General features: G+C 69.8%; 19 protein-coding genes. 8 read left to right on the top strand and 11 right to left on the bottom strand.

Annotated elements, in window-relative coordinates; all coding sequences use genetic code 11:
• Nucleotides 1-10: 10 nt before the first annotated feature.
• Nucleotides 11-523, bottom strand: a complete 513-nt coding sequence (locus ACIBVN_RS09485) for a methylated-DNA--[protein]-cysteine S-methyltransferase (protein ID WP_397134434.1) — start codon at nt 521-523, stop codon at nt 11-13.
• Between ACIBVN_RS09485 and ACIBVN_RS09490 the strand changes: the two genes are divergently transcribed.
• Nucleotides 522-1,436 carry a ribonuclease Z gene (locus ACIBVN_RS09490; RefSeq protein WP_397134436.1) on the top strand — a complete coding sequence of 305 codons (915 nt, stop codon included), beginning with the start codon at nt 522-524 and terminating at the stop codon, nt 1,434-1,436. The genes ACIBVN_RS09485 and ACIBVN_RS09490 overlap by 2 nt on opposite strands.
• Here the strand turns inward: ACIBVN_RS09490 and ACIBVN_RS09495 are convergent.
• The 4 genes from ACIBVN_RS09495 to miaB all read right to left on the bottom strand — a co-directional run bounded on the left by ACIBVN_RS09495 (nt 1,412) and on the right by miaB (nt 5,757).
• Nucleotides 1,412-2,065: a hypothetical protein gene (locus tag ACIBVN_RS09495; protein WP_397134438.1), complete on the bottom strand. Its 654-nt coding sequence runs from the start codon at nt 2,063-2,065 to the stop codon at nt 1,412-1,414. The two genes, ACIBVN_RS09490 and ACIBVN_RS09495, sit on opposite strands and share 25 nt — an antisense overlap.
• 26 nt (nt 2,066-2,091) lie before the next feature.
• Nucleotides 2,092-2,826 (bottom strand): isocitrate lyase/phosphoenolpyruvate mutase family protein, encoded by a 735-nt coding sequence (locus ACIBVN_RS09500; RefSeq protein WP_397134440.1) that lies wholly within the window; start codon nt 2,824-2,826, stop codon nt 2,092-2,094.
• A 90-nt stretch (nt 2,827-2,916) separates the two neighbouring features.
• On the bottom strand, nt 2,917-3,471 hold the full coding sequence (locus ACIBVN_RS09505) for a hypothetical protein (RefSeq protein WP_397134441.1): 555 nt from the start codon (nt 3,469-3,471) through the stop codon (nt 2,917-2,919).
• A gap of 789 nt (nt 3,472-4,260) precedes the next feature.
• The gene (miaB, locus tag ACIBVN_RS09510) at nt 4,261-5,757 is read right to left on the bottom strand and encodes a tRNA (N6-isopentenyl adenosine(37)-C2)-methylthiotransferase MiaB (protein ID WP_397134443.1); all 1,497 of its coding nucleotides are present in this window, start codon (nt 5,755-5,757) and stop codon (nt 4,261-4,263) included.
• 138 nt (nt 5,758-5,895) lie between these two features.
• On the opposite strand from miaB, the gene ACIBVN_RS09515 reads away from it, so the two are divergent.
• The 6 genes from ACIBVN_RS09515 to ACIBVN_RS09540 all read left to right on the top strand — a co-directional run bounded on the left by ACIBVN_RS09515 (nt 5,896) and on the right by ACIBVN_RS09540 (nt 12,088).
• Nucleotides 5,896-6,651, top strand: a complete 756-nt coding sequence (locus tag ACIBVN_RS09515) for an amino acid ABC transporter ATP-binding protein (RefSeq protein ID WP_349450095.1) — start codon at nt 5,896-5,898, stop codon at nt 6,649-6,651.
• A 33-nt stretch (nt 6,652-6,684) separates the two neighbouring features.
• Entirely contained in the window at nt 6,685-7,524 is an 840-nt protein-coding gene (locus ACIBVN_RS09520) for a glutamate ABC transporter substrate-binding protein (protein ID WP_349450094.1), read from the top strand.
• 80 nt (nt 7,525-7,604) lie between these two features.
• Entirely contained in the window at nt 7,605-8,294 is a 690-nt protein-coding gene (locus ACIBVN_RS09525) for an amino acid ABC transporter permease (RefSeq protein WP_397134446.1), read from the top strand.
• Nucleotides 8,291-9,196: an amino acid ABC transporter permease gene (locus ACIBVN_RS09530; RefSeq protein ID WP_397134448.1), complete on the top strand. Its 906-nt coding sequence runs from the start codon at nt 8,291-8,293 to the stop codon at nt 9,194-9,196. The genes ACIBVN_RS09525 and ACIBVN_RS09530 overlap by 4 nt, the downstream gene beginning before the upstream one ends.
• 184 nt (nt 9,197-9,380) lie before the next feature.
• Nucleotides 9,381-10,229, top strand: a complete 849-nt coding sequence (locus tag ACIBVN_RS09535; protein ID WP_397134450.1) for a glutamate ABC transporter substrate-binding protein — start codon at nt 9,381-9,383, stop codon at nt 10,227-10,229.
• Between the two features lie 50 nt (nt 10,230-10,279).
• The gene (locus ACIBVN_RS09540) at nt 10,280-12,088 is read left to right on the top strand and encodes a S9 family peptidase (RefSeq protein ID WP_397134452.1); all 1,809 of its coding nucleotides are present in this window, start codon (nt 10,280-10,282) and stop codon (nt 12,086-12,088) included.
• Between the two features lie 31 nt (nt 12,089-12,119).
• On the opposite strand, the gene rny is transcribed toward ACIBVN_RS09540, so the two are convergent.
• The 5 genes from rny to ACIBVN_RS09565 form a co-directional block, all read right to left on the bottom strand.
• Entirely contained in the window at nt 12,120-13,736 is a 1,617-nt protein-coding gene (gene rny, locus ACIBVN_RS09545) for a ribonuclease Y (RefSeq protein WP_397134454.1), read from the bottom strand.
• Nucleotides 13,737-14,135: 399 nt separating this feature from the next.
• Nucleotides 14,136-15,104: a phosphotransferase family protein gene (locus tag ACIBVN_RS09550; protein ID WP_397134456.1), complete on the bottom strand. Its 969-nt coding sequence runs from the start codon at nt 15,102-15,104 to the stop codon at nt 14,136-14,138.
• A 22-nt stretch (nt 15,105-15,126) separates the two neighbouring features.
• Entirely contained in the window at nt 15,127-15,642 is a 516-nt protein-coding gene (locus tag ACIBVN_RS09555; protein WP_397134458.1) for a GNAT family N-acetyltransferase, read from the bottom strand.
• 205 nt (nt 15,643-15,847) lie between these two features.
• Nucleotides 15,848-17,419, bottom strand: a complete 1,572-nt coding sequence (locus tag ACIBVN_RS09560; RefSeq protein ID WP_397134460.1) for an ABC transporter permease — start codon at nt 17,417-17,419, stop codon at nt 15,848-15,850.
• Nucleotides 17,416-18,306: an ATP-binding cassette domain-containing protein gene (locus tag ACIBVN_RS09565; protein ID WP_397134462.1), complete on the bottom strand. Its 891-nt coding sequence runs from the start codon at nt 18,304-18,306 to the stop codon at nt 17,416-17,418. Before ACIBVN_RS09565 ends, ACIBVN_RS09560 begins: the two co-directional genes overlap by 4 nt.
• Nucleotides 18,307-18,414: 108 nt before the next feature.
• Here ACIBVN_RS09565 and ACIBVN_RS09570 point away from each other — a divergent pair, with 108 nt between their 5' ends.
• Nucleotides 18,415-19,575, top strand: coding sequence for an RNA-guided endonuclease InsQ/TnpB family protein (locus ACIBVN_RS09570; RefSeq protein WP_397134464.1), 1,161 nt, complete (start codon nt 18,415-18,417; stop codon nt 19,573-19,575).
• On the opposite strand, the gene ACIBVN_RS09575 is transcribed toward ACIBVN_RS09570, so the two are convergent.
• Nucleotides 19,558-20,202: a TetR/AcrR family transcriptional regulator gene (locus ACIBVN_RS09575; protein ID WP_397134466.1), complete on the bottom strand. Its 645-nt coding sequence runs from the start codon at nt 20,200-20,202 to the stop codon at nt 19,558-19,560. The two genes, ACIBVN_RS09570 and ACIBVN_RS09575, sit on opposite strands and share 18 nt — an antisense overlap.
• Nucleotides 20,203-20,225 lie beyond the last annotated feature (23 nt).

A 20,225-nucleotide genomic window follows, 5' to 3' on the forward strand; every position in this document is an offset into this window, starting at 1 on the left:
AGATCGGGGCCTAGAAATCCAGCAGGGTCGGTTGCAGGTAGCCCTCGTGGGTCAGCAGCCAGCGCTTGGTCTCGACGCCCTCGCCGCCGCTGAACCCGCCGAGGCCGTTGCCCGCGATCACGCGGTGGCACGGCACGATGATCGGGATGGGGTTGGAGCCCATGATCGAGCCGATGCCGCGGGCGGGCACGCTGGAGCCGCTGCGCGCGGCCAGCTCGCCGTAGGTGACGGCGGTGCCGTACGGGACCTGGTGCAGGGCCTGCAGCACCCGCAGCCGCGAGCCGGACATCAGCCGCCAGTCCACCGGTGTCTCGAAGGTCTTCAGATCGCCCGCGAAATAAGCATTCAGCTCGGCGACCGCGAAGGCCGTACGATCCGAATCATGGACTTCAGCCAGACCGAGGCGGTCGGTCGGCCGCGGACGGGAGCCCCAGCCCGACGCGACGACACCGACCTCGGTGACGGCCAGCACGAACAGCCCGACCGGCGTCGGCACCTCGGCGAACGCGACTGTGGTCATCATGTCCTCACGTGAGTTGGTGGTGCTGGGCACCTCCAGCGCGGTCCCCACCCGACACCGTAATCACAATGGCTACCTTCTGCGCTGGGACGGACAAGGCTACCTTTTCGACCCCGGCGAGGGCACTCAGCGGCAGATGCTGCTCGCCGGCGTGAACGCCCACGACGTGCACTGGATCTGCCTGACGCACTTCCACGGCGACCACTGCCTGGGCGTGCCCGGGGTCGTGCAGCGCATCGCCCGCGACAAGGTCAGGCACCCGGTGCGCGCGCTCTTCCCCGCCTCCGGCGAGACGTACTGGCGCAGGCTCCGCCACGCCGCCGCGTTCGCCGACACCTCGGTGATCTCCGAGCACGCTCTCTCCGGCGACCTGGCCACCGCCGGCCCGCTGACCGCACGCCGCCTGTCCCATCCCGTCGAGTCGTACGGCTACCGCCTCCAGGAGCCGCACGGCCGCCGCATGCTGCCCGACAAGCTGGCCGCCTACGGCATCCGCGGCCCCGAGATCGGCGAGCTCCAGCGCACCGGCTCGGTGCGTGGGGTCACGATCGACCAGTGCAGCGTGCCCAAGCCGGGGCAGAGCGTGGCGTTCGTCATGGACACCCGGCTCTGCGACACCGTGTTCGAGCTGGCCTCGGGGGTGGACCTGCTGGTGATCGAGTCCACGTTCCTGTCGTCGGAGAGCGCGCTGGCCAAAGAGTACGGGCATCTGACGGCGTTCGAGGCGGGGCTGGTGGCTGCCGACGCCGGAGTGCGCAGGCTGGTGCTGACGCATTTCTCCGAGCGGTACGGGTTCGACGCCGAGCCCGCCTTCGTGGCGGAGGTGCGACGGCACTTCGACGGCGAGGTCGTGCTCGCCCGTGACCTGATGAAGATCCCGGTGCCGAAGCGTCAGGTCCACAGACTCGCGAAGTAGCCCACGCCGTAGGGGGCCGTCTCCATCAGCAGCCGGCCCGCGTACCCGCGGGTGCCCGCCGCACCGGCCAGCACCTGGAGTGCGGCCCGCCCGCTCACCCACAGTCGCTCCGCCTGCGCGGGGTCGAGGGCGGCGAGGGCGCCGGGGTCGGCGTTGGCGATGGCGTTCGTGATCAGGTCGTTGTACGGCTTCGCGGCGTCGTCGTACTTGCCCGGGGCCCGGGGGCTCAGGCAGGCGGAGCCGTCGGCCATGACCAGCAGCGCCACCCGGTCCGCGATTTTTCCTAGTCTTTCGCCAAGCAGCCGGCATTCCTTGCTTGTCGCATCGTGCGCGACGGACTGGAAGCCGTCCGGGGCCCGATCGCCCAGGAGCCAGCGGCCGACGGTCAAGGACAGCGGGAGCACGGGAGGCTCGTCGTGGCCGGCCGTGACGTCCAGCCCCCACGGGCGCAGGGTGCCCGCCGCCCGGCCGCCGTACGTGCTCGTGCGCTCGGCCCCGCCCACCACGAGCAGCACGTCGGGACGGGCGTCGCGGAGCGCGGCGATCGCGGCCTGGCAGGCGGAGCGGAGGTCGTCCAGCTGGAGCGCGATGAGCGGGGTGGGCGGGCAGACGGCCGCGGCGACAAGCACGGGGGCAAGCGTACGTGGCGTCCAGGTCAGTACGGGCTGAGGCCTTCCTTGACCTTGGCGATCAGGCTCTGGGCGTGGACGTGAGCGGCCCGGTGCAGCCCGCCGCCGAAGCTGATCCTGGCCACCCCGAGCTCGGCCAGCCGTTCGAAGGCCGGAAGCCCGGGCCTGAAGAGTATGTTGACGGGCCCGCCCAGCTCGCTCACCAGCGCCTTGATCTCGTCCTCGTCCCCCAGCCCGATCGGGTAGACGCAGTCGGCCCCCGCCTCCAGATACCGCCGCCCGCGCTCCACCGCCTCCTCGCGGGCGGTCCGGCCGAGCAGGTAGGTGTCGACCCGCGCGTTGATCACCAGCCCCTGGCCGGCCGCGGCCCGCAGCTCCGCCAGGAAGTCCGCCTGCTCGCCGGGGTCCACCAGCGCGCCGGCGGTGGAGTCCTCGATGTTGCAGCCCACGGCTCCGGTCGCGGCCAGGCGTTCGGCCAGCTCGGCCGGCTTGAGGCCGTAGCCGCGCTCGATGTCGGCGGTGACCGGCACGTCCACGACCCTGACGATGCGGGCGATCGCCGCCATCATCTCGCCGACCGGCGTACCCTCGCCGTCCTCGTATCCCAGCACCTGCGCCACGGCGGCGCTGCCGGTGGCCACGGCCGGGAACCCGGCTTCCTGCACGGCGCCGGCGGAGGCAGCGTCCCACACGTTGGGCAGGATCACGGGCCTTCCCGGCACATGCAGCGCCCGAAGGACCTCGGCTTTGTCAGTCGTCATGCGCCGACCCTACGGAGTGCGGTGGCTCGTGCCGTAGGTCCAATGCCGCCGATAACCGCCGAGCCACTTTGACGGGGCGCTCGCCCGCGCTCAGCAGCCGCTCTTCGCGCACTGGCCGCTCAGCTCGCCCGCCGGGCCGTCCGCGGGGTTGTCGGCCTCGGACGGCTGCGGCGCCTTGGTGGGTGACGTCGTGGCGGGCGTCTTGCCGTCGCCGGTCTCCGCCGTGCCGCGGGACGGGTTCGTGCCCGTGTCGGTGGCGGGGTCGCCGCCCGAGCCCACGTCCGTCGCCGCGTCTCCCATGGAGCCGTCGTCGGGGGCGTCGGTGGAGAGGTCGTCGTCAGGGGCGTCGGTGGCGGCGTCGCCCGTGGTGGTGTCGTCGCCGCCGAGGTCCTCGTTCCCTCCGACGCTCTGCGAGGGCGCGGGACGGACGGCGCCCGGCTGCGCCGTCCCACCCTGGCTTCCGGCCAGCAGATAGCCGGCACCGCCCGCCACCAGCACGGCGACGAGCGCCGAAGCGGCGATGACGGCGGTCTTCCTGGTGTTCTTCGGGGGTTTGCCGGCCGGGGTCGTATCCCTGGCCGCCAGGCGGGCGTCTCCAGGTCCGGACAGGATCTCGAGACGATCCGGCTCGATCGGATCTTGCATGGTGGTGCAGCTCCCTGCGGTCGTATCGGGGGAAAGCTAACCGGCTTCCGCGGGTGATGGACCACACTAGCCGCAACGACCGAATGCTCGCACACCAATCACAAAGGAATCACGACTTGTCCCCCTCTAGATCCATTTGTCGAGGTCGTCGCGCCCGCCTCGCACCCGTGGCCGGAGCCGCCGGAGTGCTCGCCACCGCGATCACGGGCATATTCCTGGCATTCACCAACACGCAGGAAGCGTCAACGGAAAGCTCATCGGAATTCGATCGGGAAAGCACGCTTTCCCCACGGGCGAATTTCTCGTACGTCGCCGGAACTCCGGTTCCACCGGTCTCGCAATCATCGGATGGATCGTTCCAAGACGGCGCTTCCGGGCTCCTGCCGCTCTCCTGGGTTCACGCCGTCCCGCCGCCAGGGTCGACGACATCCAGCACCGCGGAACCGCCCCCGGCGACCGTCACGGGATCCACGACGGGACCTCCCGCGTCCGGCACCGTGCCACCGCCGCCCGCCACGACATGGACAGAGCCGCAGCGATCGGCGGCTCCCCAGCCGCCTCCCGCCTCCGGCTCAGCCGCTCCTCAGCCGAAGGTCCTGCCCGCTCAGCCGAAGGTCCTGCCCGCTCCCCAGACGCCCGCCGAAGAGGAGCCGAGCCGGCGCGCCGAGCCTGCTGCGTCGATTTCGGGCAGAGTTGTCGCGGACCCCTGCGCCACGTTCCACGACTTCCGCCGCGAACCCTGCTACGCCTACCTGAACCGCCTCACCCGCTGACCGTCGCGAATGGGCGTCAGTGCGCCGAGCAGGCTCCTGAAGGAGCGGCAGGGGCGGGGGCGGGGCGGCCGATGGTGGGCATGCCCAGCAGGACGCCCGAGGACTGGGCAGAGCCGGACTGGCGCGACTCCCAGGCGTCGCCTGCCCTCGTGCGCCTGAGGCCCGTGACCGGCCCGTCCGCCACCAGATGGTGCGGGGCCGCGTACGTCACCTCGACCGTCACCATGTCGCCCGGCCGGGGCGTCTCGGCGCCGGCGGTGAAGTGCACCAGGCGGTTGTCGGGCGCCCGGCCCGACAGTCGGTGGGTGGCGTCGTCCTTGCGGCCCTCGCCCTCGGCCACCAGGACCTCGAGCGTGCGCCCCACCTGCTTCTTGTTCTCCTCCCACGAGATCTCCTCCTGCAGCGCCACCAGCCGCTCGTAGCGCTCCTGCACGACCTCCTTGGGGATCTGGTCGGGCATGGTGGCCGCCGGGGTGCCGGGGCGGATGGAGTATTGGAAGGTGAAGGCGTTGGCGAAGCGGCTCTCGCGGACCACGTCGAGGGTGGCCTGGAAGTCCTCCTCCGTCTCCCCAGGGAAGCCGACGATGATGTCGGTCGAGATGGCCGCGTCCGGCATGGCGGCGCGCACCCGCTCGATGATGCCGAGATAGCGCTCCGCGCGGTAGGAGCGGCGCATCGCGCGCAGCACCCGCGAGGAGCCCGACTGCAGGGGCATGTGGAGCTGGTGCATGACGTTGGGCGTCTCGGCCATGGCGGCGATCACGTCGTCGGTGAAGGCGGCGGGGTGGGGCGAGGTGAAGCGGACCCGCTCCAGGCCGTCGATCGTGCCGCACGAGCGCAGCAGCTTGCCGAAGGCCAGGCGGTCGCCGAACTCCACGCCGTAGGTGTTGACGTTCTGGCCGAGGAGCGTCACCTCCAGGACGCCCTGGCCGACCAGGGTCTGGACCTCGGCGAGGATGTCGCCGGGGCGGCGGTCCTTCTCCTTGCCGCGCAGCGACGGCACGATGCAGAACGTGCACGTGTTGTTGCAGCCGACCGAGATGGCCACCCAGGCGGCGTAGGCCGACTCGCGCTTGGTGGGCAGCGTCGAGGGGAAGACCTCGAGCGACTCCTTCAGCTCGACCTGCGCCTCGCCCTCGATGCGGGCCCGCTCGAGCAGCACCGGCAGCGAGCCGATGTTGTGGGTGCCGAACACCACGTCGACCCAGGGCGCCTTGCGGACGATCTCGCCCTGGTCCTTCTGCGCCAGGCAGCCGCCCACCGCGATCTGCATGCGCGGATTGCGGGTCTTGGCGGGCCTGAGGTGGCCGAGGTTGCCGTAGAGGCGGTTGTCCGCGTTTTCCCGCACGGCGCACGTGTTGAACACGACCACGTCGGCGGTCTCACCGTCGGGGGCGGGCACGTAGCCGGCGTCCTCCAGGAGACCGGACAGGCGCTCGGAGTCGTGCACGTTCATCTGGCACCCGTATGTGCGCACTTCGTATGTGCGGGCGCCGTCCTGGGTCACAGTCATCGCACGTTCAAGGGTAGTCGCTGTCCGGCTTGGCAAGGCCCGTACCGATCCAAAAGGCCAGCTTGGTGGCATGATGTGATCGGATCGGTACCGCTTAGTTAGTGACCTGCACTCTGCGGACCGTCTACGGTTTGACGCATGACGGAGAACGGCAACGGCGCTCCACTCGTACGTCTGGAGAACGTCAACAAACACTTTGGGGCGCTGCATGTCCTGAAGGACATAAACCTGACCGTCTCTCGCGGCGAGGTACTGGTCGTCATCGGTCCTTCGGGCGGAGGCAAGTCCACGCTCTGCCGGGCCGTCAACCGGCTGGAGACCATCGACGGCGGGAGAATCATTTTCGACGGCCAGCCGCTGCCTCAAGAAGGTAAAGCTCTGGCAAAACTTCGTGCCGATGTCGGCATGGTGTTCCAGTCGTTCAATCTCTTCGCGCACAAGACCATTCGGGAAAATGTGACGCTCGGCCCGATCAAGGTTCGCGGCCAGGCGCGCGACGCCGCCGACAAGCGGGCCATGGAGCTGCTCGAGCGCGTCGGCATCGCGGCGCAGGCGGACAAATATCCCGCCCAGCTGTCGGGCGGTCAGCAGCAGCGGGTCGCGATCGCCAGGGCGCTGGCGATGGACCCGAAGATGATCCTCTTCGACGAGCCGACGTCGGCCCTTGACCCCGAGATGGTGCAGGAGGTCCTGGACGTCATGATCGGGCTGGCTCGCGACGGGATGACCATGATGGTCGTCACCCACGAGATGGGCTTCGCCCGCAGGGCCGCCAACAGGGTCGTGTTCATGGCCGACGGCCAGATCGTTGAGGAGAACAACCCGGACGCCTTCTTCGGATCTCCCCAGACCGACAGGGCCAAGGATTTCCTTTCTAAGATTCTGACGCATTGAGAGAGCCGAGGTAGGACGATGCATATCCGTCGCGTGAGCGCTGCCCTCGTTGCCGCCGGGGCCATGATCGCCGGTCTCGCCGCCTGCGGCGGCGGTGGGGCGACCACCGTGGTGCAGAAGGCCAAGGACGAGAAGAAGCTCGTAGTCGGCGTGAAGTACGACCAGCCGGGTCTGGGCCTGAAGAAGCCCGACGGCACGGTTGAGGGCTTCGACGTGGATGTCGCCAAATACATCGCCGGCAAGCTGGGCGTGCCCGAGAGCGGGGTCGAGTTCAAGGAGGCCCGCTCCGCCAACCGGGAGAGCTTCCTGAAGCAGGGCCAGGTCGACCTGGTGATCGCGACCTACTCGATCACCGACGCGCGCAAGCCGCAGGTGACCTTCGCCGGGCCCTACTACCTGGCGCACCAGGACTCGCTCATCCGGGCCGACGACAACACGATCACCAGCCTCGACACCCTCAAGGGCAAGAAGGTCTGCCAGGTCAGCGGCTCCAACTCGTGGAAGAACATCACCGAGGGCACCAACAAGCAGAACCTCAAGGTCGAGGCGACCCTGGTGCCCGCCGGCGGTTACGACGAGTGCATCCAGAAGCTCAAGACCAAGGCGGTCGACGTCGTGACCACCGACGACACGATCCTCGCCGGCTTCGCCAAGCGCGAGGGCACCGGCGTGAAGGTGGCGGGCGCGCCGTTCACGGACGAGAAGTACGGCATCGGCCTGAAGAAGGGCGACGTCGAGAGCTGCAACGAGATCAACAAGATCGTGGCCCAGATGTGGTCCGACGGCACCGCGGCCAAGCTGCTGGAGAAGCACTTCGCCGGCACCGGGCTGAAGTTCGAGACCTCGGCGCCGCCCGCTGAGGGCTGCTCCTGATCTCCCGTCCGGGTCCGATCGCACGGCGGCGAGCCTGAGCCGCTCAGGCTCGCCGCCGAGCACTGTCGACGAGGAATGTCATGGACACCTCTACCCTGTTTGACTTCTCCCCACTGGTACAGGAGTTCGACAAGATCCTCCTGGGCTTCTGGGCGACGATCCGGCTGACGCTCATGAGCGGCCTCTTCGCGCTCATCCTCGGCACCGTACTGGTCTCCATGCGCGTGGCTCCCACCCCGGTGCTGCGCTGGGCCGGAGGCGTTTACGTCAACGTCGTCCGCAACACCCCGCTCACGCTGGTGCTGATCCTCTGCGCGCTGGGGCTCAGCGACACGATGCAGCTCACCTTCTCCGACCAGCCCTCCACCAACTACTTCTGGTGGGCGGTGGCCGGCCTGTCGGCGTACACCGCGGCGTTCGTGTGCGAGGCGCTGCGTTCCGGCATCAACACCGTCTCCGTCGGGCAGGCGGAGGCGGCCAGGGCCATCGGGCTGACGTTCGTCCAGTCGCTCCGGCTGATCGTGCTGCCGCAGGCGTTCCGGTCGGTCATCGCCCCGCTGGGCAGCATCCTGATCGCCCTCACCAAGAACACCACGATCGTCACCGTGGCGAGCTATCTCGACGCGGCGGCCCAGATGAAGCAGATGTTCGACGACTTCGGCGGCACGATACCCATCTTCCTCGGCTTCGCCTTCGGCTACATGGTGCTGACCCTCCCCACCGGCTTCTTCTTCGGCTGGCTGGCCAAGCGACTGGCGGTGGCCCGATGACCAGCGTTCTGTTCGACGCCCCCGGGCCGCGCGCGCGGCTGCGCAACAACGTGCTGACGCTGCTGTCCGTCGCGGTCCTGCTGCTCATCGCGTACATCGTGATCTCGACGCTGGGCGAGAAGGGCCAGCTCGACGCCGCCAAGTGGGAGCCGTTCCTGCGCGGCGACACGTGGACGGGCTTCATCATCCCCGGCCTGATCGGCACGCTGCAGGCGGCGGTGGTCGGTGCCGTGCTCGCGATGCTCTTCGGCGTGGTGTTCGGCCTCGGCAGGCTCTCCGACCACCGGGCGATCCGCCTGTTCTGCGGCGGCGTCGTGGAGTTCTTCCGCGCCATCCCGCTGCTGATCCTCATCTACTTCGTGCAGGCCGGCCCGGCCACGTTGAGCGGCTACACGGTCAGCGTGCCGGCGTTCTGGGCCGTCGTCGTCGGCCTGACGCTGTACAACGGGTCGGTGCTCGCCGAGATCGTCCGCGCGGGCATCCTGGCCGTGCCGAGGGGCCAGTCGGAGGCCGCCTACTCCATCGGGCTGCGCAAGTCCGAGGTGATGCGCCTGGTGCTGGTGCCGCAGGCGACCACGGCGATGATGCCGGCGATCGTCAGCCAGATGGTCGTGCTGCTGAAGGACACCGCGCTCGGCTGGATCATCGCTTACGAGGACCTGCTGAACGCCGGGCTGAAGCAGTTCGCGGTCAACTACGGCAACCTCATCCCGAGCGCCATCGTGCTGGCGCTGTTCTACGTGCTGATCAACCTGGCTCTCAGCTACCTCGCGCACTGGCTCGAGCGCCGCAGCCGCCGCAGCCGCAAGTCGGCGGCGGGAGGACCGGTCGCGCCACCCTCGGCGATCGGCACGGGTCCCACCGGCGGCTCTGGACGGGGGGCCGTCGCCACGCTGGAATGACGGCCCTTTACCTGAAGAACGGACGGCGGCGGCGCGCGAACCTGCGTGCCGCCGCCGTCCGCGTTCACCTTGTGGCAGCAAAGTCCCAAGAAGGTGCCACAACTCGGTTAAATACCGCCAATGGCCCGTTCCCGTACTGGATGCCAGGCGAGCACACTCCTGTAGCAAGAGACCGGGGGTGTCCATGCGTCGGGCATATGTGGCGTTGGCCGCCGCCACCGTCATGGGCCTGGCCGCATGCGGCGGCGGAGGCTCGTACACCACTGTCGTAGGCAAGATCAGGAACACCGGGCACGTCGTCGTCGGCACCAAGTGGGACCAGCCGAGCCTGGGACTGATGGTCGGACCGGGCGACCCGCAGGGGTTCGACGTGGACGTCGCCAGATACATCGTCAACCATCTCGCGCACGGCCGCCACGTGGACATCGCGTGGCGGGAGTCGCCCTCGTCCGCCCGGGAGGCGCTGCTCCAGAACGGCAGCGTGGACCTCATCGTCGCCACCTACACCATCACCGAGGCGCGCCGGCCCAAGGTGACGTTCGCCGGCCCGTACGTGATCGTCCAGCAGGACACGATGGTCCGCGCGAACGACACCAGTATCAAGAAGGTGTCCGACCTGCGCGGCAAGCGGCTCTGCCTGGCGGAGGGCTCGAACTCGTACCGGCGGATCGTCGATCCGCCGCCCGACGGCAAACTGGACCTGCCCGCGGTGCTGGTGAACGCGGCCAACTACTCCGACTGCGTACGCAAGCTCACCGACCACCGGCTGGACGCGGTGAGCACCCAGAACCTGATCCTGGCCGGGTTCGCGCAGCAGGAGCCCGGCCGCTTCAGGCTACTGAACGACCCGGTAATCGACGAGAGGTGGGCCGTCGGGATCAAGAAGGGCGACACCGCCACCTGCGAGGCCGTCAACCAGGCGATCGCCGCGATGTGGCACGACGGCACGGCCACGCGGCTGCTGTACAAGTGGTTCGGCAAGACGGGGCTCAAGCTGCCGTGGTATCTGCCGAAGCCGGAGGGGTGCCCCTGAACTGTGGGGACCGGCGCACACCGTCGCCGATCTTCCGGCAGGATGCGGGTATGCCTTTCTGGCCCTCCCCCATTTCGACCAGAGACGTGGCCGGCTCCGGCGTGCGCCCTGGCTGGCCCACGGCCCAGGACGGCCGGGTCTGGTGGACCGAGGACCGTCCCGACGAGGGCGGGCGCACCACGATCGTGTGCCGCGCGGCCGACGGCACCGAACGTGAGCTGCTGAGGGCTCCCTGGAGCGCGCGCACCAGGGTTCACGAGTACGGCGGCAAGCCGTACGCCGTGACTCCTGAAGGCGAGGTGGTCTTCGCCCACCTCAAGGATCAACGCCTGTACATTCTGCGCGAATACGGCGAACCGAAACCCCTCACGAAGGAGGGCTGCCGCTACGCCGACCTGTCGGTGCGCGACGGCCAGGTCTGGTGCGTACGCGAGCACCACGACGGCGACGGCAAGGTCACCAGGTCGGTCGTGTCGATCCCGCTGGACGGCGGCGAGGCCAGCGAATGGGCCACCGGCTGCGACTTCTACGCCTCCCCCGCCGTCTCCCCCGACGGGCGGCATCTGGCCTATGTCTGCTGGAACCACCCGCGCATGCCCTGGGACGGCACCAAGCTACGCGTCACCCGGCTGTCGGGCGGCGGCTCGTGGACGGTGAAGGGCGGCCCCGAGGAGTCCGTGCTGGCCCCGACCTGGAAGGACGACGCCGCCCTCTACCTGCTCTCCGACTGCTCCGGCTGGTGGAACCTCTACGAGATCGGCCTCCACGGTGACGGCCTGCGGGCGGTCCACGCCGCGGAGGAGGAGTTCACGCTGCCGCCGTGGCGGCTGGGCGGGCCTCCGTACACCATGCTCGGCGACGGGCGGCTCGCGGTCCTGCACGGGCGTGGCGACCTGCGGCTGGGCGTGCTCGACCCGGTCTCCGGCACGCTCACCGACCTCGAGGTGCCCTACGACGGGTGGGACGCGGCGCTGGCCGCCGAGGGCACGTCCGTGGTCGGCATCGGGTACGCCCCCACGACCCCCCGGTCGGTCGTCAGCGTGGACGCGGCCTCCGGCGAGTCCCGCTCGCTCAGGAGCGACAGGGCACGTCTGCCCGACCCGGCCTTGCTGCCCGTGCCGAGAGCCGTCGAGTCGCCGGTCCCCGCCTTCCTCTACCCGCCGTACGGCCCCGCGACCGACGGCGTGCCACCGTTCGTGATCTTCGTGCACGGCGGGCCGACCGCGCACGCCGACACCGCGCTCGACCTGGAGAAGGCGTTCCTGACCTCGCGCGGCATCGGCGTGCTCGACGTCAACTACGGCGGCTCGACGGGCTACGGCCGGGCATATCGCGACCGGCTGAAGGGCCAGTGGGGGCTGGTCGACGTGGCGGACACGGTCGCCGCCGCCGAATGGCTGGCCGCGGAGGGGCTGGCCGATCCCCGCAGGATCGCGGTGCGCGGGGGCAGCGCGGGCGGGTGGACCGTGATGGCGGCCTGCTGCCGATCCGACGTGTTCGCCGGCGGGGTGTCGTACTTCGGCGTCAGCGCGCTCGCGCCGCTCGTCGCGCACACCCACGACTTCGAGTCGCGCTACGTGGAGTGGCTGGTCGGGCCGGAGGACCCGCAGGTGTACGCGAGCCGGGAGCCGCTCGCCCTGGTTGACGGCGTGACCTGCCCCATGCTGCTCCTGCAGGGCCTCGACGACCCCGTGGTGCCGCCGGAGCAGTCGTCGGCCTTCGCGGACGCGCTGCTGGAGCGGGGCGTGCCGTGCACCTATCTGGCGTTCGAGGGCGAGTCGCACGGCTTCCGCCGCACAGAGACGCGGGCGGCGGCGCTGGCCGCCGAGCTGGCCTTCTACCAGCAGCTTTTCGCCTGATCATCACCAGGGCTCATCGATTGCGCCGCGCCTACCTGGCGAACTCGGTGGCCCTGGACTCCCGCACCACGGTGATGCGGATCTGGCCGGGGTAGGTCAGCTCCTCCTCCACCTGCTTGGCCACGTCGCGGGCGATCACCTGCGCCTGGATGTCGTCGATCGCGTCCGGCTTGACCATGACCCGGATCTCCCGCCCGGCCTGCATGGCGAAGACCTTCTCGACGCCCTCGTACGACTGCGCGATCTCCTCCAGTCGCTCCAGGCGCTTGACGTACGCCTCCAGGGACTCGCGGCGGGCGCCGGGCCGGCTGCCGCTGATCGCGTCGGCGGCCTGGGTGAGCACCGCCTCGACGGTGCGGACCTCGACCTCGTTGTGGTGCGCCTCGATGGCGTGCACCACGTCCTCCTCCTCGCCGTACCTGCGGGCGATCTCCGCCCCGATCAGCGCGTGGCTGCCCTCGACCTCGTGCGTGAGCGCCTTGCCGATGTCGTGGAGCAGGGCACAGCGCTTCATCAACGCCTGGTTCATCTTCAGCTCGGCGGCCATGATCCCGGCGATGTGCGCGGACTCGATCAGGTGCTTGAGTACGTTCTGCCCGTACGACGTCCGGTACCTGAGCTGCCCGAGCAGAAGGGTCAGCTCCGGATGCATGTCGGTGATCCCCAGCTCGACCAGGGCGTCCTCGCCGGCCCGCGCGCACAGGTCCTGCACCTCCTGGCGGCTGCGGTCGTGCGCCTCCTCGATGCGCTGAGGGTGGATGCGCCCGTCCAGCACGAGCTTCTCCAGCGTCAGCCGGGCCGTCTCCCTCCGCACGGGATCGAAACACGACAGCAGCACGGCCTCCGGAGTGTCATCGATGATCAGATTTACGCCGGTCGTGGATTCGAAGGCCCGGATGTTCCGCCCTTCGCGCCCGATGATCCTGCCCTTCATCTCGTCTCCGGGCAGGTGCAGCACGCTGACGACCGATTCCGCCGTCTGCTCCGCCGCCAGTCGCTGCACGGCCAGCGTCACGATCTTGGTGGCGCGCTTCTCGCCTTCCTTGCGGGCGTCGCCCTCGATCTCCCTGACGATCAGCGCGGCCTCGCGCTTGGCCTGGTTCTCGATCTCCTTGACCAGCTCGGCCTTGGCCTGCTCACCGGTCAGGCCGGCGACGCGTTCCAGGATGACCCGCCGCTCCTCCTCGACCTGGAGCAGCTCCTCGCGCCGGTCGGCCAGCTCGACCTCGGTCTCGGCCAGCTTCCTGTCGCGCTCGGACTGCCGCCTGGCCTCCTCGTCCAGCCGCTGCTCCCGCTCGGCCAGCCTGGCTTCCCGCCGCTCGAGGTCGGCACGTAGCTCCTTGAGCTCGGACTTGAGTATCCGGCTCTCCTCTTCGACCTCCCGCCGCATCTGCGCGGCGCTCTCGGTGGCGGCCTCCGACCTGCGCAGGATCTCCTCGGCGTCGGTCTCCGCCTTGTGGCGGATCTCCCGCGCCTCCTCACGCGCCTGCTCGAGCTCTTCGTGTACGGCCTGCACCTGCTCGGCGCTGGGCTTGGCCACGCGTGGGGAGTCGCCTGAGGTGCGCCGTATGACGACGAGGAGCGCGACGATCATCCCGAACGCGAGCACGAGCACCGCCACCATCAGCACCACGACCAGCGGCCCCATGTGCGCCCCGCCCTCCTCGCGTCGTCAACACCTCATTAACGCGGCCACAAACGGGAGGGGTCACAAGCGCGCCACGAACAGCCCGGTGGGCGTCAGGATCGATATCCAGCCAAGACTGACCGGGCGTCGACTCGTAAAGCCGACACCTCGTCCGCCTCGATCAATCAACCTCGTTCGTCCGTCTTTCACCGGTATGGCAATCCGCGCTGCGCGGAGTAACTCCTCACTGCCGTCGAGGTTATGCGTCGAACAGGTCACGAGCAAGCAAACGCGTCATCAAGCGTGTCTTACGGGCCTGCATCTCCACACTCTGCCCAATATCCCCCATTACTGCCCGAATTGCCCCTCTTGGGGCCTGCGAGCTTGGAGTGAGTGGGGCTTCTTGGAGAGAGCCGGGCTTCACCGTTCCAGGCGCTCGCACAGTTCCAGGACGCGTTCCACGGCGGCGTTCGCCCGGACGGGGTCGGGGGATTCGGCGAGGAAGACGAGCGCGAGCATCACGGCGGCGTCGAGGCGGCACAGCAGCTCCAGCGGCCCGGTCTCGGATGGGGGCTCGGCGTGGAGCTCGTAGCCGGTGCGTAGCGCCACGAGGTCGAGCTGATTCTCCGGGAGTCCGGCGAACTCCCCCAGGCGTCCGAACTCCAGAGCGGGATGGGCCTGGACGGCGTTGGACCAGTCGAGCAGCGCGCGGACCTCGCCCTTGTGACAGCGCACATTGGCCCGGCGCACGTCGAGGTGGAGCAGGCAGCCGTGACTCAGCGGCGCGGCGATCGGGAGCAGCCGGTCGGCGGAGGGCGCCGGCGGCCAGTCGTCCGTGAGGCGGCCGATCTCGTTCCAGCGGCGCAGGATCCTGCCGACCAGCAGCCGGGGCGCCGTCGACCGTTCGGCGGCGACAAGACGCAGTCCGGGCAGCAGTTCGGGCAGCGGGAGGGCGTGGAGCCTGGCCAGGAGAGCGCCGAGCAGGAAGGAGTCCAGCTCCGATCCGTCGTCCTCCACGTAGCGGCTGACCAGGATGTCCGGCTCGTCGGAGGTCTCGCCGAGGATCAGGGTGACGGGCTCAGCGACGGGGAGCCCGTGGTCACGCAGCAGGCGGGTCAGCCGGTATTCCTGCCGCAGCAGGGCTCGAGTGTCGACCCGGGGATCGTTGACCGTGGAGTCGAAGCGACGCTCGGCGACGCGTATGGCGACCGGATCCCCGCCGTCGCCCGGCTCGGCGCGGAAGACCGAGAACTCCAGGCCGCGCCCGAGCGGCTCGACACGCGTGAACCCGCGCTCGGCGAGGCGACTGTCCAGGTCACGCCTATGGCCTGCCATGAGCTCCTCCATCTGGGCCGCGACCGTCCGGTGACTCAGGGGATCGGCGGGCATGCCGCCGATCCCCTGAAAGTGGTTACCGCTGGAGCGGCGGTGTGGCGACGTACCGGGCCGTGTTCTGCTCAGCGTCGGTGTGCGATCGCTGGAAGCCGGCCTTTTCCAGCACCCGGATCGAGGCGGGGTTCGACAGTTCCACGTTGGCGTGGACCGTGTGGACCCCCGGCGCGGAGAAGGCGAACTCGGTCAGGGCACGCGTGGCCTCGGGGGCGTAGCCGCGCCCCCGGCGAGAGGCCACGACGCCGTACCCGATCTCCAGGGTGCCGTCGCTGGGCGGCCAGAACAGGCCAATCGAGCCGACCACCAGACCGCTTTCGCGTTCGATGATCTGACGGTGGCCGTACTCGTCCAGCCACGTGGGGTTTTCGGCGAACAGGCCGACGATGACCTGGTCCCCCTCGGCGGGGAAGTCCTCGGCCCAGTGCGCCGACCGGGCACCGTCCAGGACGGCGCTGACTTCAGTCGCGGACCACGACCGCAGGATGAGGCGGTCGGTGGTCAGATCGGCATCGGTCACCGGAAAGAGTGAAGACATGTGAGACTCCTGGTCGATGGAACGACCCGGGCCGCGCTAGTCTCGCGCGGACCGGACAAGGGCATGCTGATAACGGCTGCTGGCAGCCATATTCATCAACCTCCCTCGTCACGTAGCCATCAGGGGTCTCATACGCCGTCGACGATCCTAGCAGCCGCTGCCAGGCCAGGCGATCGCTCGCTTGGCGCTGGGAGTTCGCGGGGTCTCAGGACGAGGGCGCCAGGTCGCGGCGGCGCAGGAACGCCAGCCCCGCTGTGGCCAGGGCGACGGCCACCGCGGTCAGCCCCAGCAGCGGCGCCACCGGTGACGAGGCACTGCCCAGCAACAGCGCCGGCACATGCACGTACGGCGAAAGCTCCAGGAGGATCCCGCTGGCCATCTTGAACTCCGCGAGCAGATCCACGACCAGGAAGAGGCCGAGCACAGTCCAGCTCACGGCCGCGGCCAGCCGTGGCACCATGCCGAACAGCAGCGTCGCGATCCCGACCACGGTCCAGACCGCAGGCAGGTAGGCCAGCGTGGCCCCGGTGACGCGGCCCACGTCGCCGTCGTAGGTGAGCCCTGCCGCCGCGCCCAGCACGGCCAGCAGCAGCGCCGGGCCCACGATGGCGAACGCCAGATGGCTCAGCGCCCAGCGCAGCCGGCCGACAGGGGCGGACAACAGCAGCTCGGCCCGGCCCGCTGCCTCCTCGCCACGGGCGCGCAGCGCCGACATCAGCGCCGCCCCCGTGACGAGCTGGCTGAGCACATACATCATGAACGTGAAGAACACATCCGAGATGCGGGCGCCGGCGCCGCCGATGGTCTCGGCCAGCTCCTGGAACTGCGGCGTGTCCAGCTGCGCGTCGAGCCCGCGCGCGGACACGCCGAGCAGGGCGCCCAGCAGGCCGAACCCGATGGCGAAGCCCGCGAGCGTGCCCCGGTGCAGCCGCCCGGCCAGGCCGAACGCGCCCGGCAGCCCTCCGGTGGCGGGCCCCTGGCGGGCGGGCACCAGGCCGCCGGCCACGTCACGCCGCGTGGACAGCGCGAAGGCGGCCGCCGCCAGGACGGCGACGAACAGCGCGACCAGCCCCAGCACCCACCACTGGTCGCCGGCGTAGGGCTTGGTCAGCCGGACCCAGCCGAACGGCGTCAGCCACGCGAGCCAGCCGATGCCGCCGGTGTCGGCCAGCGAGCGCAACGCGAACAGCAGGCCGCCGATGGCGATCGCCAGGCCACGCGCCGTACCGGAGGACGCGGTGAGCTGCGCGGTGACCGCGGCCACGGCCGCGAACGCCCAGCCGCCCGCGGCGATGGACAACCCGAACAGCACCGAGGAACCCGCAGGCAGGCCGTTGCCGACCAGGGCGGGCACCGACAGCAGGCCCAGCAGCAGATTGCCGGCCAGCACGACCGCGAGCGCGGCGGCCAGCGGGGCGTGGCGGCCGATGACACCCGACGACAGCAGCTCCCGTCGGCCGGCCTCTTCCTCGACCCGGGTGTGCCTGGTCACCAGCAGGATGCTGATCAGCCCGCCGATCAGTGCCGCGGACGAACTGAGCGTCCAGGCGGTCAGCCCGCCGACGCTCGCGTCGTAGATGGGACCGCGCGTGGCCAGCTGCGCGGGGTTGCTCATCGTGGCCGCCGCGAAGGCCTCGCGGGCGGCCTGGTCGGCATACAGGGCCGTGGTGGAGGAGGCGATGCTCGCCGGCAGCAGCGCGCTGATCGCTATCCACACCGGCAGCAGCACGCGGTCCCTGCGCAGAATGAGCCGGATCAGTATCCAGGTGCCGGTCATCTGGCGGCTCCCTCATAGTGCCGCAGGAACAGCTCCTCCAGCGTCGGTGGCTGCGTGGTCAATGTCCGCACGCCTGCGCCGGCCAGCTCGGCGAGCACCGCGGTGAGCGCGTCGCCGTCCACCTGGCAGTGCAGCCGGTCGCCGGCCACGCTCAGGCCGTGCACACCGGGCAGGCTGGCCAGCCCGGGCGCGGGCCCGATCAGCTCGGCCGTCACCGAGGTGCGGGTGAGGTGGCGCAGCTCGGCCAGGCTGCCGGACTCGACGGTACGGCCGGCGCGGATGATGCTGACGCGGTCGCACAGCGTCTCGACCTCGGAGAGGATGTGGCTGGACAGCAGCACGGTGCGGCCGTTGCGCTTCTCCCGCAGCACGCACTCGTTGAAGACCGCCTCCATCAGCGGGTCCAGGCCCGAGGTCGGCTCGTCCAGCACCAGCAGCTCCACGTCGGAGGCGAAGGCGGCCACCAGCGCCACCTTCTGCCGGTTGCCCTTGGAGTAGGTGCGGCACTTCTTGCGCGGATCGAGCTCGAAGCGCTCGAGCAGCTCGGCGCGCCGCCTGGGGTCGAGGCCGCCGCGTACCCTGCCCAGCAGGTCGATGACCTCGCCGCCGGTCAGCGAGGGCCACAGGGTGACGTCGCCGGGCACGTAGGCGAGCCTTCGGTGCAGTTCGGTGGCGTCGTGCCAGGGGTCGCCGCCCAGTAACTCGATCCGGCCTCCGTCGGCGCGCATCTGGCCCAGCAGGATACGGATCGTGGTGGTCTTGCCCGCCCCGTTGGGGCCGAGGAAGCCGTGCACCTCGCCTGTCTGTACGGTGAGGTCGAGCCCGTCCAGGGCCCTGGTCTGGCCGAAGGTCTTGACGAGGCCGTCGGCGCGCAGTGCGGCGTTCATCTGAAATGTGGCGCGAAGAGCCGACCCTTCAGGGCCGGGAGAAAGCGCCACCCTCCTTTCGAAAACAATATGGAAAAGCTCGGTGACACTCAGTAACATTTGCGGTGAGTGAGGTTCTCGGGGGACGCCCTCACGGCAGCGATATTGGTGTGCAATCAAGCAGCCGCCTTCGTCTCCCGGCTGGCCTTGCAGCAGCGCACCTTCGCCGTCCTGGAACTGCACCGCCTGGCCTACCATCCCGTGCGCGCACAGGTCGCTGGGCTGGGCGCGCGGGCAGCCGTGCGGGCCATCGCCCGCGTCGCCGGCGCCTACGCCAACCGGCGCGCGACAAAGAAGCCGGCGCATGTGTTCCGCCCGTACGGGGCGGTCCCCTACGACGCACGGCTGATGAGCTGGAACCGTGACGCCCGCATCGTGTCGCTGTGGACCCCCACCGGCCGCGTGACTGTGCCGTACACCGGACGTCCAGAGGATCTCAAGGCCGTCGAGGCGCTGCCCATCGGGGAGGCCGACCTGCTCTATCGGCGCGGGGTGTGGCTGTTGCAGGTCGCCGTCACCCTGCCCGAACCAGCGGCGCGCAAGCCGATCAACGGTTTCATGGGAGTGGACCAAGGAGTGGCCAACCTGGCGGTCACCAGTGACGGGGCGGTGCTGCCCGGCACTGCCCTGCCCGGCCCGGTCGGCGGCAACGGCCACGTCCGCACGCTGCGGGAGCGGCGCCATCGGCAACGCCGACGCTTGCAGAGGAAGGGCACTCCCGCGGCGCGGCGGGTGCTGCGCCGCCTGTCCGGGCGTGAGCACCGGATGATGACCGACCTCAACCACCAGATCAGCAAGTACGTGGTGCGCGAAGCCGAACGCACCGGCCGCGGCATCGCCCTGGAGGATCTCCAGGGCATCCGCGGGCGGGCAAGGGCTCACCGGCTCCAGCGGCGCACCCTTCGCAGCTGGGCGTTCGCCCAGCAGATCGAGTTCACCCGCTACAAGGCCGCACGGGTCGGGGTTGCCTTCGAGCTGGTCGATCCCGCTTATACGTCGCAGGCCTGTCCGACGTGCGGGTGTGTCTCCAGGGCGAACCGGCCGGCGCGGGGCCGGTTCGTCTGCACCCGGTGTGGCCTCGCTGGGCACGCCGACCACATCGCGGCCCGCAACATCGCCGCACGCGGCGTCGCGGGCTGGGCTGTTGTCAACCAGCCACACGCTACCGGCCTCCCTTCAGCCAGACGGGACCGTGAGAGCAAACCACCGGCTTCAGCCGGTGGTAGTTGACTGCTGTCCCTCGGCCTTCTCCAGGCCCGTCCGCGCCTGTTCGAACAGCTCGCGGCCGAGGAATTCCGGTCTGATCAGGTCGAGCTGAGCCTTGCCGACGCGCAGCGCACCCTGCGGGGCGTAAAGGTCCGTGCCCAGCGCGCGGGAGACGTGCTCGTGCAGCACCGTGATGCCCAGCTTCATTGCCGTCAGCACGGTCGCGCGGGCGCGGTGGTCGGCCTCGGAGTGCTGATCTTCGTTGGCGAGATGCTCCTCCGTCACGCTCACGAGCTCGTCGAACATGGCGGCTGCCGCCGGGGAGCCCTCCACGAGCGCGCGGCCGAGGTATTTCATCAGGGGCGGCGCGGTGCGGTGGACGTTCTCGATGAATTCGGGCTTTTCCATATTGCGGTTGGTGACGCCCGCGTTGACCTGCTCACGTATGTAGCTGAGGACGTACTCGTCACACGCCTGCCGAAGCGCTTCCTTGGTGCCGAAGTGGTGCTGCACCAGGCCGGGCGAGACTTTGGCCGCCTCGGCGATCCCGCGGATCGTGGTGGCCTTGACTCCCTGCTCGGCGAACAGCGCCATCGCGGCGTCGCGGATGCGGGCGCGGGTCGTCAGATCTTCTTCAGAGATTGGTCGCACGTACCGAAGTCTATACAGATGTA

This window comes from Nonomuraea sp. NPDC049400, assembly GCF_044466425.1.
Classification (GTDB): domain Bacteria; phylum Actinomycetota; class Actinomycetes; order Streptosporangiales; family Streptosporangiaceae; genus Nonomuraea.